The sequence below is a fragment of the Paenarthrobacter sp. C1 genome, assembly GCF_049315185.1.
GTDB classification, from domain to species: domain Bacteria; phylum Actinomycetota; class Actinomycetes; order Actinomycetales; family Micrococcaceae; genus Arthrobacter; species Arthrobacter nicotinovorans.
This window is the reverse complement of sequence record NZ_CP186052.1, coordinates 979,900-996,694: the sequence shown is the minus strand read 5'-3', so window position 1 is coordinate 996,694 and position 16,795 is coordinate 979,900. Positions and strand designations below refer to the sequence as shown.

General features: G+C 63.9%; 16 protein-coding genes. 9 read left to right on the top strand and 7 right to left on the bottom strand.

What is annotated here, in order from left to right; translation table 11 throughout:
- Position 1: 1 nt before the first annotated feature.
- On the bottom strand, positions 2-385 hold the full coding sequence (locus tag ACNAOU_RS04830) for a cold-shock protein (RefSeq protein WP_011773749.1): 384 nt from the start codon (positions 383-385) through the stop codon (positions 2-4).
- A 224-nt stretch (positions 386-609) separates the two neighbouring features.
- Here ACNAOU_RS04830 and ACNAOU_RS04825 point away from each other — a divergent pair, with 224 nt between their 5' ends.
- The 5 genes from ACNAOU_RS04825 to ACNAOU_RS04805 all read left to right on the top strand — a co-directional run bounded on the left by ACNAOU_RS04825 (position 610) and on the right by ACNAOU_RS04805 (position 7,843).
- The gene (locus ACNAOU_RS04825; RefSeq protein ID WP_422758149.1) at positions 610-825 is read left to right on the top strand and encodes a hypothetical protein; all 216 of its coding nucleotides are present in this window, start codon (positions 610-612) and stop codon (positions 823-825) included.
- Positions 826-879: 54 nt separating this feature from the next.
- The gene (locus ACNAOU_RS04820) at positions 880-3,345 is read left to right on the top strand and encodes a helicase-associated domain-containing protein (RefSeq protein ID WP_422758148.1); all 2,466 of its coding nucleotides are present in this window, start codon (positions 880-882) and stop codon (positions 3,343-3,345) included.
- Positions 3,346-3,419: 74 nt separating this feature from the next.
- On the top strand, positions 3,420-5,078 hold the full coding sequence (locus tag ACNAOU_RS04815) for a DNA repair helicase XPB (RefSeq protein WP_413304026.1): 1,659 nt from the start codon (positions 3,420-3,422) through the stop codon (positions 5,076-5,078).
- Positions 5,079-5,287: 209 nt separating this feature from the next.
- Positions 5,288-5,761, top strand: coding sequence for a hypothetical protein (locus ACNAOU_RS04810; protein ID WP_018779565.1), 474 nt, complete (start codon positions 5,288-5,290; stop codon positions 5,759-5,761).
- 12 nt (positions 5,762-5,773) lie between these two features.
- Complete coding sequence (locus ACNAOU_RS04805; protein WP_422758147.1) at positions 5,774-7,843, top strand: multicopper oxidase family protein; 2,070 nt, start codon at positions 5,774-5,776, stop codon at positions 7,841-7,843.
- A 25-nt stretch (positions 7,844-7,868) separates the two neighbouring features.
- Here the strand turns inward: ACNAOU_RS04805 and ACNAOU_RS04800 are convergent, their stop codons facing one another.
- Together ACNAOU_RS04800 and ACNAOU_RS04795 are read right to left on the bottom strand one after the other, a co-directional pair.
- A complete protein-coding gene (locus ACNAOU_RS04800) occupies positions 7,869-8,087 on the bottom strand; it encodes a hypothetical protein (protein WP_039240009.1) in 219 nt (72 codons plus the stop codon).
- Between the two features lie 68 nt (positions 8,088-8,155).
- A complete protein-coding gene (locus ACNAOU_RS04795) occupies positions 8,156-9,079 on the bottom strand; it encodes a LysR family transcriptional regulator ArgP (RefSeq protein ID WP_079581243.1) in 924 nt (307 codons plus the stop codon).
- A 69-nt stretch (positions 9,080-9,148) separates the two neighbouring features.
- Here ACNAOU_RS04795 and ACNAOU_RS04790 point away from each other — a divergent pair, with 69 nt between their 5' ends.
- From ACNAOU_RS04790 to ACNAOU_RS04775, 4 genes are all read left to right on the top strand, one after another.
- Positions 9,149-9,790 carry a LysE/ArgO family amino acid transporter gene (locus ACNAOU_RS04790; protein ID WP_413304020.1) on the top strand — a complete coding sequence of 214 codons (642 nt, stop codon included), beginning with the start codon at positions 9,149-9,151 and terminating at the stop codon, positions 9,788-9,790.
- An 83-nt stretch (positions 9,791-9,873) separates the two neighbouring features.
- Complete coding sequence (locus ACNAOU_RS04785) at positions 9,874-10,584, top strand: response regulator transcription factor (RefSeq protein WP_026267426.1); 711 nt, start codon at positions 9,874-9,876, stop codon at positions 10,582-10,584.
- A gap of 2 nt (positions 10,585-10,586) precedes the next feature.
- Entirely contained in the window at positions 10,587-12,050 is a 1,464-nt protein-coding gene (locus ACNAOU_RS04780) for a sensor histidine kinase (RefSeq protein WP_039240006.1), read from the top strand.
- A 144-nt stretch (positions 12,051-12,194) separates the two neighbouring features.
- On the top strand, positions 12,195-12,485 hold the full coding sequence (locus ACNAOU_RS04775) for a WXG100 family type VII secretion target (RefSeq protein WP_018779558.1): 291 nt from the start codon (positions 12,195-12,197) through the stop codon (positions 12,483-12,485).
- Between the two features lie 108 nt (positions 12,486-12,593).
- Here the strand turns inward: ACNAOU_RS04775 and ACNAOU_RS04770 are convergent, their stop codons facing one another.
- The 4 genes from ACNAOU_RS04770 to ACNAOU_RS04755 all read right to left on the bottom strand — a co-directional run bounded on the left by ACNAOU_RS04770 (position 12,594) and on the right by ACNAOU_RS04755 (position 16,774).
- Positions 12,594-13,658 carry an RNase H family protein gene (locus ACNAOU_RS04770; protein WP_413304015.1) on the bottom strand — a complete coding sequence of 355 codons (1,065 nt, stop codon included), beginning with the start codon at positions 13,656-13,658 and terminating at the stop codon, positions 12,594-12,596.
- A gap of 177 nt (positions 13,659-13,835) precedes the next feature.
- The gene (gene groL, locus ACNAOU_RS04765) at positions 13,836-15,461 is read right to left on the bottom strand and encodes a chaperonin GroEL (protein WP_018779556.1); all 1,626 of its coding nucleotides are present in this window, start codon (positions 15,459-15,461) and stop codon (positions 13,836-13,838) included.
- Positions 15,462-15,781: 320 nt separating this feature from the next.
- Complete coding sequence (locus tag ACNAOU_RS04760; protein ID WP_011773737.1) at positions 15,782-15,985, bottom strand: cold-shock protein; 204 nt, start codon at positions 15,983-15,985, stop codon at positions 15,782-15,784.
- 168 nt (positions 15,986-16,153) lie between these two features.
- Positions 16,154-16,774 (bottom strand): LytR C-terminal domain-containing protein, encoded by a 621-nt coding sequence (locus ACNAOU_RS04755; protein ID WP_039240003.1) that lies wholly within the window; start codon positions 16,772-16,774, stop codon positions 16,154-16,156.
- Positions 16,775-16,795 lie beyond the last annotated feature (21 nt).

Below are 16,795 nucleotides of genomic sequence, written 5' to 3'. Positions count from 1 at the left end.
CCTAGGCTTCCAGCTCGTCGGCAACCTTGCGCAGCGCCATGCTGATGGCCTTGGCCTTGTTGCCATCGGGGTACTTGCCGGAGGACAACGAACCGGAGAGGTTGTCCAGGACGGTGACAAGATCCTGCACCATCGGAGCGAGGTCCCTGGCATTCATGCGCTTGGCCTTGGCAATCGACGGAGTCTTCTCCAGGACGCGAAGTCCCAGTGCCTGGGCACCGCGGCGGCCGTCGGCGACGCCGAACTCCACGCGGGTACCGGCCTTGAGCTCCGTTACGCCCGCAGGCAGGGACGTCTTGGGCAGGAAGACTTCCTGGCCGTCTTCAGCTGCGAGGAAGCCGAAGCCCTTTTCCTTGTCATACCACTTGACCTTGCCGGTAGGCACGTAATCAACCTTCTTCGTTCTTGCTGTGGGAGACACGCCGGGCCGTTACCGCATCCGCAGATAGCTGCGGGATCGAGGGTGACAGTCCGGTCCGTGTTGGTCTGTTCCTTCAAGGTTATCCTGCCGGACCCCCTAATCCCGCTTTGTCGGCCATGCACGGGCAAGCTGCGGCTTCATTTCCTGCGGCGCGCAGCCCCGGACTCTCTGCTGCTAGCGTTGAAGGCATGACTTCCCCGGGTTACCGCCGCCCCCTTATGATTGCCGCCGTCGCCATTGCCGCCTTTTCCCTGGCAGCTGTTGCCGTGGTCATAGCAGTGGCATATTACGGTGGCGTGGCGCCCATTTGGGTTACCTCCACTGCCCTTTATGGTTTGCCTGTGGCCTTCACGCTCGCGATGGTCCTGATGCTGGACGCAGTCCGGCAACGCCGCCGGCAGTAGGACGGCCGGCCCAGGATCGGGCACGAGTTGCCGCGGGGCGGTAACGTTGGATTGATGTCCCTTATTCGCGCGCTCAGCAAGGAACTGGAAGCGCGCAGCGACAATTCGCTGCGGGCCTTGTTTGCCGCGCGGCCTGATCTCATTTCCCCCATGGCGCCGGACTTTGCGGCATTGGCTGCGAGGGCGAGCGCACGCGTCAGTGTGCAGCGGGCACTTGAACGCCTGAACAAGCCGGAAATGCAGGTCCTGGAAACCCTCCATCTGTGTACCAACACCGATACCGGGCACAGCGTTTCGGCGGCAGGGTTGAAGAAGGTCATCGCCGGTTCCACTCTTTCGGCCTTGGACCCGATCCTCGCAAAGCTGCAGGAGCTGGCCTTGATCCACCGGGCTGATCCGCCCCAGGGCTCTCCGCCCACCTCGTCGCGCCAGCGTTTCTACCTTCCGGTGGGCAGCCTCAAGGACGTGATCGGCATCTACCCGGCTGGACTGGGCAGGAGCTACACGGAACTTGTGCGGTTGCAACCCGCTTTCGCCCAGCGGGTGGTCCAGTTGGTCGCCGAGCTGCACCAAAGCGGCCTGGGAATCCATCCGGCCAGCACCCCCATGGATGCGGCCCTGGCCCTGCAGCGATGGACGGCCACTCCCGAGAACCTGCGGGCCATCCTTTCGTCAGCGCCCGAACGGACGCTTGGCCTGCTGAACAAGTTCGGCAGCTGGGCCATGGGCGCAGTACCCCAGGCACAGCGGCGGGCTTCCGTCACGCACGAAAGCCACGACGTCGGGCCCATTGACTGGTTGCTGGCGCGCGGCCTGCTGGTTCCCCTGGATGCCGGCCACGTCGAATTGCCCCACAGCGTGGGCCTTGCGCTCCGGGGCGGCGCCATCATTGACGACTTCACTCTTTCCCCGCCGGTTCCGGAGTTGGGGCACACCAGTGCGGCACTGCGGCGCAACGCGGCCATGGGTGCCATCGCGGAAACACTGCGGTTGGCCAACGAGCTGCTGTTCGCTGTCCGGGAGCAGCCTCTCACCACGCTCCGGAGCGGTGGCGTGGGCGTCCGGGAACTGCGTCGCCTTGCCGAGTCGATCCGTCTGGGTGTGCACGAAACGGCGATTCTCCTGGAGCTGTGTGCCTTGTCCGGCCTGCTGCGCCTGGACGTCGACAGTTCAACGTGGGTCCAGCCGCCGTCCCTGGAATGGCTCAGTCTGCCCCGGCAGGAACAATGGCTGTGGCTGGTCAATGCCTGGCTTGCCAGCGAGCGCGCCCCTTCGCTGGTGGGGCAGCCGTTGACGGGCCCTTCGTCCTCGACGGCCCATCATGGTGCAGCGGGCACCACCATCAACGCCTTGTCCGCGGAGGCCCAGCGGCCGGATGCCCCGGTGGTCCGGCGTCGTGTCCTTGAAATCCTGAACGAGCTGACCGTCGAGGCAGCCGCGCCCGACGGCAAAGCACCCGTCCTGGACGCCAGGGCCGTACTCCAACGCGCCGAGTGGGCTCAGCCGAGGATGTCCCGCCGTTTCAGCTCCCTGGTCCGCGGCATCCTCGAAGAGGCCGCCCTGCTGGGTTTGATGGGTTCCGGGGCGTTGACGCAACTGGGCGCAGCCATTGCCGATGCCCAGCCGGAGCAGGCCATCACCATCCTCGGCGAGCATCTGCCGGCCGCCGTCAACCACATCCTCCTGCAGGCCGACCTGACGGCCGTCGCCCCGGGCTACCTGGCTCCGGAGCTCAGCGAGACGCTGTTGCTGATGGCCGACGCCGAAGGCCAGGGGCCGGCATCGATCTACCGTTTCTCTGCCATCACCATCCGCAGGGCCCTCGACGCCGGACAGGACGCGGAGTCGCTGTTGGCTTTCCTCCGCGAGCACTCGGCCACCGAGGTACCCCAGCCATTGGCGTACCTCATCCAGGACACAGCCTCCCGCCACGGCCGCCTCCGGATCGGAACCAGTGCCAGCTTCATCCAAAGCGACGACGAAACCGCCATCTCCGATCTCCTCCAGGAAGCCAGGACCTCCGTGCTGAGCCTGGTACGCATCGCCCCCACCGTGCTCACGTCCTCGGCCAGCCCCCGTGAAACCGCCCGCGTCCTGCGCGAGCTGGGACTTTCGCCGGCCGTGCAGGAGGCCGAACCCGCCGTCGTGCGTTTCAAGCGGACCACCGCGGTGCCGGGCAGCGCGCGGCCTGTCTACACCGCCCCCAGGACCGCACCCCCGGACGACGACGTCGAGGCGCAGCTGACGGTTCTTCGTCAGCACCGCGGCGTCCCGGCCGAGGCGACGGGCGAGGCATCCACGCAGCTGGGCCTGGAGACGCTCCAAACCGCGATCCGGCTCAAACAAGCGGTCACCATGAACGTGGTGGACAGCCTGGGGAATGCCAACACCGAAACCGTTGTTCCTGTATCCGTCTCCGGCGGACGGGTCAGGGTGTTCGATCCTGCCAAGGACACCGAACGGGTGTTGTCCATCCACCGGATCATCGATGTGGAACCCGCCGGAGAAATGCGTTCATGAAAACAGCGCTGCCAGCCAAACGGCGCTTTGACGGTGCCAAGTGAGGATTCAGCTGTGAACGTGAGGATTCAACTGTGAACGACGGTCCCCTGATCGTACAAAGTGACAAAACCATACTGCTCGAAGTCGACCACGAGCTCGCCACCGAAGCCCGGCACGCCATTGCGGCCTTCGCCGAACTGGAGCGCGCCCCGGAACACATGCACAGCTACCGGCTCACGCCACTGGGCCTGTGGAATGCACGCGCTGCGGGCCTGGACGCCGAGCAGGTACTCGATACCCTGCTGAAGTACTCGCGCTTCCCCGTGCCGCACGCACTACTGATCGACATTGAAGAAACCATGTCCCGCTACGGCCGCCTGCGGTTGGAGAAGGACCCCCAACACGGCCTGGTGATGCGCACCGACGACTATCCGGTACTCGAGGAAGTCATCCGCGCCAAGAAGATCGCACCCCTGCTGGGGCCGCGGATCGACGGTGAAACCGTGGTGGTGCATTCCTCGCAGCGGGGACAGCTGAAGCAGTTGCTCCTCAAACTGGGCTGGCCCGCCGAAGACCTCGCTGGATACGTTGACGGGCAGCCACACCTCATCATGCTGGACGAGAGTGGCTGGCAGCTGCGGCCGTACCAGAAGCTGGCCACGGAGAACTTCTGGGCCGGCGGCAGCGGCGTCGTCGTGCTCCCCTGCGGTGCCGGGAAGACACTGGTGGGCGCGGCAGCCATGGCGACGTCCTCCACAACAACCCTGATCCTGGTGACCAACACTGTTTCGGCGCGGCAGTGGAAGGACGAACTCCTCAAGCGGACGTCCCTCACCGAAGACGAAATCGGTGAGTACTCCGGCTCCGTCAAGGAAGTCCGGCCCGTCACGATTGCCACCTATCAGGTCCTCACAACCAAGCGCGGGGGCCTGTATCCGCACCTGGAACTCGTGGATGGGCACGACTGGGGACTCATCATCTACGACGAGGTCCACCTGTTGCCTGCCCCGATTTTCCGCATGACGGCGGATCTGCAGGCCCGCCGTCGTCTGGGCCTCACCGCCACGCTGGTCCGTGAGGACGGCCGGGAAGGCGAAGTCTTCAGCCTCATTGGTCCCAAGCGGTACGACGCGCCATGGAAGGACATCGAAGCACAGGGTTACATCGCACCTGCGGACTGCGTCGAAGTGCGGGTGGACCTCCCCCGCGACGAACGCGTGGCCTACGCCATGGCCGACGATGCCGACAAGTACCGCCTGTGCGCTACCTCCGAAACCAAAACCAGACTGGTGGAAGACCTGGTGGCCGTCCACAAGGGCGAGCAGTTGCTGGTGATCGGACAGTACATCGACCAGCTGGATGAAATTGCCGAGCGCCTGGACGCGCCCCTGATCAAGGGCGAAACCACTGTCAAGGCCCGCCAGAAACTCTTTGACGCTTTCCGCAAAGGCGAGATCCATACCCTGGTGGTCTCCAAGGTAGCCAACTTCTCCATTGATCTCCCCGAGGCGTCCGTGGCCATCCAGGTGTCAGGTTCCTTCGGTTCCCGGCAGGAAGAGGCGCAGCGGCTGGGGCGCCTCCTGCGTCCGAAGCAGGACGGCAGGGCTGCCCGGTTCTACTCACTGGTGGCCAGGGATACGCTCGACCAGGACTTTGCCGCCAAACGCCAACGGTTCCTGGCCGAACAGGGCTACGCCTACCGGATCATGGATTCAAAGGACGTCGGCAAGGACGTGGGCCAGGAACAGTAGCGGCCCTTCCGGGAATGTACCTCAGGACCCTTGCTATTCACCTCCAGCGAATTTACGATTCCTAGTGAAGCTCTCCGCCCTACGTGGTTGCCCCTGGTCCAGGCAATCCGGCGGCCAGCCGTCGGCGGTGGGGGTAGCCCGCAGCCAGGGAGCCGGCGGTTCGAAGGCCTAGAAGAATCCGAAAAGAAGTTTTCCCCAGAGGATTCCCCATGCGTAAAGCCCTCCTGGTCATTTCCGCAATCGTCCTGTTGTCAGCACTCGCGCAGTTGTTTTTCGCAGGATACTTCCACTTCCAGAACACCATTGAAGCCCAGCGTGAAGCGGGCGTCTTCCACGTGATGAACGGCCAGTATGTGCTGCGTTACTCGGCGCTCCTCGCCGCCATTGTGGCCGCCATCGCCCGGATGGGCGCCCGGACAATCTGGCTGGCAGCCGGAATTTTCCTGCTTTCCTGGGTCCAGCTGTTCATTTTCATCATCGGCGGCATGTTGACCGGTTCTTCGGAAGACTTCATCACCCCTGCCGGATCATGGGTTGTCTCCATCCACCCGATCACCGGTGTGCTGATGATCTTCATGTCCTACTGGCTCTTCAACCGCGCACGCGCAGCGGCCCTCAATCCGCAGCCGTTGCCTCCGAAAGCTGCTGCTTCGGATGCTTCTGCCTCCTCCAGCGCAGCCTGAGCAAAGGCAGCTGTGAATACCTCGCAGCTGCTGGCGGTGGATTTGGTGTTGTCCATCCTCGCGGCCGCAGCCTGGACGGCTGCCGTGTGGATGACTGTTGTTTCAAGCACTGACCCGAAGCCGGGGCCGCGCCGCGGGATTGACCTGGCTTTGCTGTTGGTGGGTGTTGCCGTGATCGTGACGGTGTCACGCTATGCCTTGCTTCCGTCTTTGGTGGCCGGCGGTTGGTGGTTTGCCAGCGAACGCATAATCATCAGTCTGCCTCTGACCGCCATCCCCGCGGCTTGGGCCGCGATGGCCGGTGTTCCGTTCTTGCTGAGGAGGCGGAACACCGGCGCCAAACCTGCCAGGGTCCGGTGGTGGTTCGGGCGAAGCCGCCGAGGGGCGGTGATGGCAATGGTGGCGGCGGCCTCGTCCGCTGCCGCCGCACTGGTTCTAGTCCTGGTCCTCGGACCGTTCCCCGCACCGTGGAGCATCGCAGTACTTCTCTTCATGGTGGGCGGAACAATGCTGATCGCCTGGATCGCCCTGGGAAAGCCGGCCGGCTCCGGCGTCGCGCGAACCCATGGCAGACGTTCGACGACGGCGTCGGCCGCCGTGGCCGCCCTTATGCTTTGCACAGTGTTGGGGTCGGGAGTCTTTGCATGGCTCGGGAGCCGCTCCGCCGCTGGCGCGGCGATAGCCGCCGCTGTAAGCCATCACCGCGGTAACAGCGCCGCCACGGTCGCGGACCCGACGCCGGTGACCAGCCTCGTGGGTGAGACACCCAAAGATGCGGTGGTCCGGCACTACGAACTAACCGCCCGGGTGGAGCAGCTGCCCCTGCCATCCGGACGAACCACGGAAGCCTGGACCTTCGGGAGCGTTCCTGGCCCGATGATAGAAGCCACGCTGGGCGAGGTAGTGGAGGTGGTTCTCAAGAACCGGGATGTCGCCGCCGGTGTGACTGTCCATTGGCACGGCTACGACGTCCCCAACGCCATGGACGGAGTGGCTGGCGCAACACAGGACGCAGTGATGCCTGGCCAGTCCACCACCTACCGCTTCACCGCAGCACAGGCCGGTACGTACTGGTATCACACACATCAGGATTCGGCCGAGGGGGTCCGCAAGGGCCTCTACGGCGCATTCGTCGTGCACCATCCCGCGAAGGTCCGTGCTGACACGGATATCGTGGTGGCGGGGCACGACCTCAGCGGTCTGGGGTTGCTGGGCTCCTCAGACCGCAGCAGCGAATACCGGGCCGCCCCGGGGACGAGTGTGCGGGTGCGGCTGGTGAACACCGATTCCTTGCCCCAGCGCTACCTTGTGGAAGGCACGTCCTTCAAGGCCGTGGCCGTGGACGGTACCGACGTCAATGAGCCCGGGGACATCAAGGGAAAGTTGGTGCGGCTGGGAGCGGGCGGCCGGGTGGATGTTGCGTTCAGCATGCCGGACTCCCCCGTCACCCTGCGCTCGGATTCGGCAGCCGACGCCGTGGTGGTCATTGCCCCACCCGGATTCCCCACAACGGCCCAAGGGCGGGCGCCGTCAGGCGTTTTTGCCACCACTCCTGTGCTGGACCTTTTGGATTATGGCAGTCCACTGTCCGCCGGGAATACGCTGGCCGGGACTCCGACAGAGGCGTCCGGTCCACCTGCCTCTGCTGTCACCCGCGAAGAGGTAGTGGTGCTGGACCGGCAATTTCGTTTTGTGGATGGTGTCCTGCGGTATGCCTTCACTGTGAACGGGGCGGCGTACCCGCTGGTGCCGTCCATTGAGGTGGCGGAGGGTGACACTGTGAAAGTGACGGTGGTGAACAGGACCGCCGAACCCCACCCGATGCATCCGCACGGTCATCACGTGCAGGTCCTGAGCAGGAACGGCGTGGCACCCAGCGGCTCACCACTGGTCCTGGACACCGTGGATGTGCTGCCCGGCGAAGTATGGGAAGTACTGCTGCATGCCGACAACCCGGGAATTTGGATGGATCACTGCCACAATCTGGATCATGCTGCCGAGGGCATGATGATGATGCTCAAATACGAAGGCGTGTCATCACCGTTCGTCCACGGCGGCCACGCCGGGAACCGGCCCGAGTAAGGCGTTCAGGCGACCTGCCAGGGGTTCAGGCGACCATCCGGTTTGAGGGCGTGGTGTCCACTTGGTCAATGACGGCCCAGGAGTCCGCGTCGCGGAGCTGCGCACTGGCGAAGCGTTCTGCCTCCATGAGGTCCTGGAAGTCTTCACGCCGGACCCGTCCGGTGTCCGTGTCCAGGTAGGTGACATGGAATTCGACCTCACCGGTGAGGTGATGGATGCTGACTGGAGCTGCTGTGTTTGCCATGTTTTAAGTGTGGAACGGGGCACCGACATTTTTGGAAGCATCGGCGGGCGTGTTCGGATTTAGCGTCTTCAGGACTGGCGGAGGTATTGTGCCGACACCCGGCGGACCGTCTCGCTGAGCGTGTCCAGTGCAGAGGACGCCGTGCGCCACCGCTGCCAGTACAGCGGCACATCGAAAGGCTGCTCCGGAGCGAGCTCGATCAGCCGCCCGTCCGCAATGTCGGGACCGCATTGGACTTCCGGGATGAGACCCCAGCCGAGTCCCAGCCGGATCGCATCGCCAAAGTCCTGGGATGCCGGCACATAGTGGCGCGGGCCTTTCCTCTCGGGAACCGGCCGCCCCTCGGCGTTGATCACGGACTGGACGAAGGCCCATTGGTAGGTGTCTTTGCGGTCGAAGTCCACTGTTGGCGCAGCATTGAGTGCTGCGCCGTCGAGGCCCTTGGGAAGGCCCGGAAACCAACGTTCCACGAACGTCGGAGCGGCCACGGGGAGGTACCGCATGATGCCGAGGCTTTCGACGCGGCAGCCTTGGACGGGCTCGGGCGTGGCCGTCACAGCAGCCATGACCGTGCCTGACCGGAGCAGCGACGTGGAGTGCTGCTCGTCGTCACGGTGGAGATCGAACGTGACGTTGAGGCTGCCGGGCACTTGGGCAAGCGCCTTCAGAAACCACACCGCCAAAGAATCCGCGTTGACCACGATCGGCAGGGCCAGTTGGGGCTGGCCACCATCCAGACCCAGTTCCTTGCCCGCGTCGGCTTCCAGCTGTCCCACCTGCCGCGCCAGCCGCAGGACGACCTCGCCGGCTTCAGTTGCCAGGGCAGGGTTGCTGCGTTGCAGCAGGACCCGGCCCGTGGATTGTTCCAGTGCTTTCAGCCTTTGGGACACCGCCGACGGCGTGATGTGAAGCATGCGCGCCGCCGCTTCCAACGTCCCCTCGGAGAGGACAGTGGCAAAGGTCAGCAACTGTTCGGATGGAAACTGGCTCATAAGCTCAGCTTACGCAGATTCAGAAACTTTAGCTGGTCTTAGGTTTGGGACCGCCGTAACTTCGGGAGGGTGACTTCCCTTGACTACTTCCATTCCGCAGGCCTCGGCCTGGCCACGGGTCTTGCCCTCATTGTTGCCATCGGCGCCCAGAATGCGTTCGTGCTGCGCCAAGGCATCAGAGGCGAACACCTCGTCCCCATCGTCGCTGTGTGTGCGCTTTCGGATGCCGTCCTGATCGCGGCCGGAGTCTTCGGTACAGGTGCGCTGATGACGGCAGCGCCTGCCGCCGTCGTCGTCCTCCGCTATGTAGGCGCCGCATTTTTGGTGACGTACGGCGTGATGGCGGCCAGGCGCGCCATGCGGCCGCAGTCGTTGACGACGGGCGAAAGCACCAGTGGTAACGGTGGTACCGGCCGAAAGGGCAGTGCCCTGGCCGCGGTAGCCACCGTCCTCGCGCTGACCTGGCTCAATCCGCACGTCTACCTGGACATCGCCCTCATCGGCTCGCTGGCGAACGCCCAAGGCAGTCCCCTGCAGTGGTGGTTCGGGGCCGGCGCCATGGTGGGCAGTATCCTCTGGTTCTGTTCCCTGGGATTCGGCGCGAGGTTCCTCCGCGGCTTCTTCGCCCGTCCGTTGTCCTGGCGGTTCCTGGACGGCGGGATTGCCGTGACCATGGTGGCGCTGGGAGTCGGGTTGGTCCTGCAGGCATAACCAACCTGACACGCCGTTGGCACTTGGGGGGCTCACATGCAGCATTCAGAGAACTCCCAGTTTCTGGGAGCACTATGGGTGTCATGAAAAAGAACGGTCCTGAAGCCAAGCTCCTTGTGGTTGACGACGAGCCCAACATTCGCGAGCTTCTTTCCACGTCTCTGCGTTTCGCCGGCTTCGAGGTGGTCGCCGCGGCCAACGGTCGCGAAGCCCTCGCCGCCGCCGACCTTCATGCCCCGGACCTGGCGGTCCTGGACGTCATGCTTCCGGACATGGACGGTTTCACCGTCACCCGCCGTCTCCGCGCGGCCGGCAAGCACTTCCCCGTGCTTTTCCTGACCGCGAAGGATGACACCGAAGACAAGGTCACCGGCCTGACGGTGGGCGGCGATGACTACGTCACCAAACCGTTCAGCCTTGACGAGGTTGTGGCCCGGATCCGCGCCGTACTCCGCCGCACGCAGCCGCTGGAGGACGATGACGCCGTCATCCGCGTTGACGATCTTGAACTCGACGACGACGCCCATGAAGTCCGCCGCGGCGGCACCGTGATCGAGCTGTCCCCCACCGAATTCAAGCTGCTCCGCTACCTGATGCTCAACCCCAACCGCGTGTTGTCCAAGGCCCAGATCCTTGACCACGTGTGGGAATACGACTTCAACGGAGATGCCTCGATCGTCGAGTCCTACATTTCCTACCTTCGCCGCAAGGTGGACATCGATCCCGATGCCGCAGCCCTCATCCAGACCAAGCGCGGCGTGGGCTACGTGCTGCGAACGGCAGAGAAGCGCTGACCTTGCTGCAACGCTGGAAGTCGGCTTCCCTGCGGTCGCAGCTGGTAGCCATCATCATGTGCCTGCTCCTGCTTGCCCTCGCGGCGACCGGCGCAGGTACCCTGACGCTCGTCAAGAGCTACCTGCAGGGCCAAGTCGACGACAAGCTCAAGGCCGCTGTCGCCTTGGCCCAGGACCGCCAGTCCTTCGACAGGCTGACCGAGCCTAACAGCGCCGTGCCCGCAGACACCGCGGTTCCCACGGACTATTCCCTGACGCTTTACGTCCCTGACCTTGCACCGTATCCATTCGGCGGCAGCCAGAGCGATCGTCCGGCGATTTCCAACATCACCCCGCTGGAAGCGAAGCAGCGCGCCAATGCGCCCTTCCAGGTCAAGGGAACCGCCGGAACCAACTGGCGGGTTGTTGCTGTGGGAGTCGTGGCCAACGGGCAGAATGGCGTGGTCATCATTGGGCTGCCGCTGACTCCCGTGGACAAGGTCATGGAGCACGCCGTCCTCGTGGTGGTGGGCGTCGGCCTGCTGACGCTGGTCCTGGCGTTCTTCATAGCCACCTGGACAGTTGCACGGTCCTTCCGCCCCCTGGCCAAGGTGGAAAAGACCGCAGCGGCCATTGCCGCAGGCGACCTCTCCCGCCGTGTGGAAGTAGACAATCCGCATACCGAAGTGGGCAGGCTCGGCGGTTCCCTCAACGCCATGCTCGCCCACATCGAAGCCTCGTTCGCCGCACGTGCCGCCTCTGAGGGCCGGATGCGCCGCTTTGCCGCGGACGCGTCCCACGAACTGCGGACTCCCCTGGTGACTATTCGAGGCTTCTCCGAGCTGTACCGGCACGGAGCCCTCTCCACCGAGGAAGACGTGGCCATGGCCATGGGGAGGATCGAAAGCGAAGCCAAGCGGATGGGTTCAATGGTGGAAGACCTGCTGCTTCTGGCGCGCCTGGACGAACAGCGGCCGCTCCAGCTCAAGCCTGTAGACCTGCAGCTCCTTGCCCACGACGCCATGGTGGACACCAAGGCGTCCTCCGGCGACCGGACCATCACCCTCACAGGTCTCGACGGCGATTCCCCCTCTGCGGCGCCGGTCCAGGGGGATGAAGCGAAACTTCGCCAAGTGATCGGGAACCTGGTGGGCAACGCCTTGCGGTACACGCCGGAGGGAAGCCCGATTGAGCTCGCCGTCGGCGTAAGCACCACCCCCGCCGGGAAAATGTCCGTCATTGAGATCCGCGACCACGGGTCCGGGATTCCGGAGTCGGAAACCAACAAGATCTTCGAACGCTTTTACCGGGCAGACACCTCGCGGACCCGGGAAACCGGTGGCAGCGGCCTTGGACTGGCGATTGTGGCGGCGATCGTCGGCTCCCACGGTGGCTCGGTCCAGGTGACAGAGACCGACGGCGGCGGCGCCACTTTGGTGGTCAGCCTCCCCTTCCGTGAAGAACCGGCCGAGGTGCCGTCCGCATAGTGCTTTTGCACATAGCAGTCTTATCCACATAGCGATGAAGGGCCGTTACGGGCTGCAGGCGCAGTCCCTAGGCTGAATGCAGTGGCCACGCTTCCCAAGCAGCCCGCGCATACGGCGGGACATCTTCATCGAAAGGCACCATCCATGACCGTCATCTCCGTTGATACCGAGCTGCTGCAGCTCAAGTCCGCCAACGTCAAAGGAACTGTGGACCGCATCAGTACAGACGTGCACACCATGAGACGCGGCCTGGAAGAACTGCAGGCCAGCTGGAAAGGCTCAGCGGCCAACAACTTCCAGGCCCTCCTGGTGGAATGGTCGCTCACCCAAAGCAAGGTCGAAGCCTCTCTGGATTCCATCACCATGGCATTGGCCTCGGCCGCAACCAGCTACTCAGAGGTGGAACAAGGCAATACCCAACGCTTCGCCTACTAGGATCCCCTCGGACCAAACGTCCCGATCCAGGACGCTTCGATTTCCTGCGGGGCCGGCTGTCTTCCCCCCTGTGCATCCGGCCCTGCAGGTTATACCGGGCTGTCTCAGCTACTGTTTTTCGAGCGTGCCCTGGTGGAACCGCAGCCGCCATTGGCCCCGGTCGAGCGTCCAGACGGAGCTGCGGAGCGCTGAACCGGAATGGCTGAAACTGCGGTAAGTCAGCAGGATGGTGTTTTCGCTGAGCCGGTCCGCGCTCAGGAGTTCCAGTTCCGTTGCCTCTCCCGGGTCTTCTTCCAGGGCCATCATCATGGCATCGCGGGTCCAGTAGCGTCCCGAGCTGCCGATCTCGGCGAAGTCCGGGTGAAGGAGAACTCCGATCCTTCCGATGTCGGCCCTGACGTCCGGCCTGAGCAGTTCGCGTTCCAAGGCAAGGACGGTGTCCTCAGCCGAGAGCTCGGGCGCTGAAGTGTCATCTCCCAGTTCGCTGAACAGGTCGGGCTGGCCGAAGAGGCCCGCCTCGCCAAACAAGGTGGGCTCGAAATGCGGCCGGATGCTCCGGTCGGGACGCACGGACGCCGGAAGTGCATTCGAGGCGGACACAGAAGCGACCCCGGAGGCCACGGCAACGGGCTCGGACCGGACCGGTACCTCCGATACCGTCGTCGCTGCCGGGGATCCCTTCCCGGCAGCGGTTGCCTTCTCCTGGGCTCCAGGGAAGCCGGGGCCACTGCGCGGCGCTATGCCCTGCTGATAAGCCGTGGCCACCGCGCGTGCGCGCTCGTCCGCTGCCTCATTGAGGTCATGGCCGGCATGGCCCTTGACCCACTCAAACGTGTACTTGCGTCCCGCGATCGCTTGGTCGATCTCTTTGAGGAGGTCCACATTCAAGACGGGCTTCCCATCGGCCTTCCGCCAACCCTTTCGCTTCCAGCCCGGCATCCACTTGGTTATGCAATTGATGACGTATTGGCTGTCGCAAAGGATCAGCAGTTCTTCGTGAGGTACGTGGGCTGTTGACCGGAAAAGGTCAAGCACAGCCATCAATTCACCCTGGTTGTTGGTGCCGTGCGGCCACCCTCCCGCGCGCCAACAGGAGTCATCAACGTACCAGGCCCAGCCGGCCGGTCCAGGATTACCGAGGGCAGACCCATCGGCGGCAGCAATAATCGTCATGCATTAATCCTGCCAGACCGCACCGACACTTAAACGCGCCCGCGCCCCGGCAGCCAGCAGCAGCAGGCTCCAGAAAACTTGGCCGCAGACGCACAACGGCGGCCCCCACCGGAGTGGGGACCGCCGTCGCGTGTTTTCAAGCGTGAGCCTGGCGCTGTATCGCTACAGCTGTGGGGCTTAGAAGCCGCCCATGCCGCCCATGTCGTCGCCGCCGGGAGCCGGAGCGTTCTTCTCGGGCTTGTCTGCAACAACAGCTTCGGTGGTCAGGAAGAGACCAGCGATGGAAGCAGCGTTCTGGAGAGCCGAGCGGGTGACCTTTACGGGGTCGTTGACGCCGGCAGCCAGAAGGTCTTCGTAGACGCCCGTGGCAGCGTTCAGGCCGTGGCCGGAAGGCAGGCCGCGAACCTTGTCCACCACAACGCCCGGCTCCAGGCCGGCGTTGAAAGCGATCTGCTTCAGCGGTGCGTCGATGGCAACCTTGACGATGTTGGCACCCGTTGCCTCGTCACCCTGCAGGGTGAGGTTGGCGAATGCCTTGGCGCCTGCCTGGATGAGGGCAACGCCACCACCGGCAACGATGCCTTCTTCAACAGCAGCCTTCGCGTTGCGGACTGCGTCCTCGATGCGGTGCTTGCGTTCCTTGAGCTCAACTTCGGTGGCGGCACCGGCCTTGATGACTGCAACGCCGCCGGCCAGCTTGGCCAAGCGTTCCTGCAGCTTCTCGCGGTCGTAGTCGGAGTCGGAGTTCTCGATCTCGGCGCGGATCTGGGCCACGCGGCCTGCGATTGCGTCAGCGTCGCCGGCACCTTCAACGATGGTGGTCTCGTCCTTGGTGACAACAACCTTGCGGGCGGTGCCGAGGAGGTCCAGGCCGGCGTTTTCGAGCTTGAGGCCAACTTCTTCGGAGATGACCTGGCCACCGGTGAGGATGGCGATGTCGGCCAGCTGGGCCTTGCGGCGGTCACCGAAGCCCGGAGCCTTGACGGCAACAGACTTGAAGGTGCCACGGATCTTGTTGACGATCAGGGTGGCCAGGGCCTCGCCCTCGATGTCTTCGGCGATGATCAGCAGCGGCTTGTTGGACTGCATGACCTTCTCCAGAACCGTGACGAGTTCCTTCACGTTGGAGATCTTGGAGTTGACGATCAGGATGTACGGGTCTTCGAGGACCGTTTCCTGGCGTTCTGCGTCCGTGACGAAGTAAGCGGAGATGTAGCCCTTGTCGAAGCGCATGCCTTCGGTGAGCTCAAGTTCCAGGCCGAAGGTGTTGGACTCTTCAACCGTGATGACGCCTTCCTTGCCCACCTTGTCCAGGGCTTCGGCGATCAGGCTGCCGATTTCCGGGTCACCGGCAGAGATGGAAGCCGTAGCTGCGATCTCTTCCTTGGTTTCGATTTCCTTGGCGGAGGCCAGCAGTTCGCTGATGACTGCCTCAACAGCCTTCTCGATACCGCGCTTGAGGGACAGCGGGTCGGCGCCTGCGGCAACGTTGCGCAGGCCTTCCTTCACCAGTGCCTGGGCGAGGACGGTTGCAGTGGTGGTACCGTCGCCAGCGACGTCATCCGTCTTCTTGGCAACTTCCTTGACCAGTTCTGCACCGATCTTCTCGTAAGGATCGTCCAGCTCGATCTCCTTGGCGATGGAAACGCCATCGTTGGTGATCGTGGGGGCGCCCCACTTCTTTTCGAGGACGACGTTGCGTCCACGCGGGCCGAGGGTGACCTTGACGGCGTCTGCGAGGATGTTCAGGCCCCGCTCGAGGCCGCGGCGTGCCTCTTCATCAAATGCAATGATCTTGGCCATAACGGCGGTAGTCCTTTCGGGACAGTCGTTAAGAAGGTACCTGTCAGATGGGGTGCCCGCGACGGACGGTCCTTCACGTGCGGCCTCTGTATGCCCCGCGTTCCGAACCTCACCCCACCAAGGTGTTTCTTGATCTCCCAGCGATCCCACCACTGTCCGCCACCGGGGAAACCCGGGCCGGATTTAGCAGTCGAACCGCAGGAGTGCTAAATCAATAATTAGCACTCGACCGGGGAGAGTGCAAGCAGAGCCTCCACTTTTCGCAGTAAAAACACGGGTTTCAGCCGATAGCTGATGGCGATGCGGGACAACCCTGAAAGTCAGGCGACTCGAACACCCTCGGCCTGCGGTCCCTTCTGGCCCTCCCCCAGTTCGAACTCAACCCTTTGGCCCTCCTCGAGGGCACGGAAGCCATCCATCTGGATAGCCGACCAGTGCACGAAGACGTCGTCGCCGGACTCATCCACAGTGATGAATCCGTAGCCCTTTTCGGCGTTGAACCATTTGACGGTTCCCAATGCCATGATGCCCACACTTTCGCAGTAGCCAAGACCGGTTGCCGGGATCTCCGGACCGGAATTAGTCCACTGTAACCACAGTCACTCCGCCGGCGCTGCCCCCAATGGGCGGGGTGCTGGTTTTGTTATTGAGGCTTAACCGAGTTGGCCGTTTTGGGCCGTGGAGTCGCGCCGTTACTGGTAGCCGGGTCCCGCTACGACAACCAGCGGCTGCTGCACATCCGGGGTCTCAATGATCGTCTGGATGCCCAGGAGGGTTCCCAAGGCCTCTGCATTGGCCTTCTGCGCCGGAGCGTTGTAGAAGATCACCGAAGTCTGCTGGGGAATGCCGCCCCAGTTGGCTACCGTGCTGAGCGTCCAGCCACCGCCCTGCACCAGGCCTGCAACCCTGCCCGCCAAGCCGGCAGTACCTGCCCCGTTGTAAACCGCCACCGGAACGCTCTTGTCCACCGGCGCCGATGACGGCGTCGCTGACGGAGTGCTCGACGGCGTCGGCTGGGTGCTCGGTTCGCTGGAAGCGGGCGGGGCGCTGCTCGATTCGGAAGGCGCAGCGGACGGCGAGGTGGATGTTTGCTGGGGTACCGGCGTCGAGACGTTTGACGACGCGCTGGGCGCGACAAGCCCAAGGTTCGGCAGGATGAGGAACGCTACGAGGCCGAGCACCAGAGCCACAGCTCCAACAGTCAGAACCGGCCACAAGGTGGGACGCGCAATGTCCTGGCCGTCGCGATGAACGCCCTGCCGGGAGGTGTTCTGTGGGACCTGGTCGAATTCGTCCCTGGCATATTTGGTCATGGTGAAGCGTTGTCCTTGCTG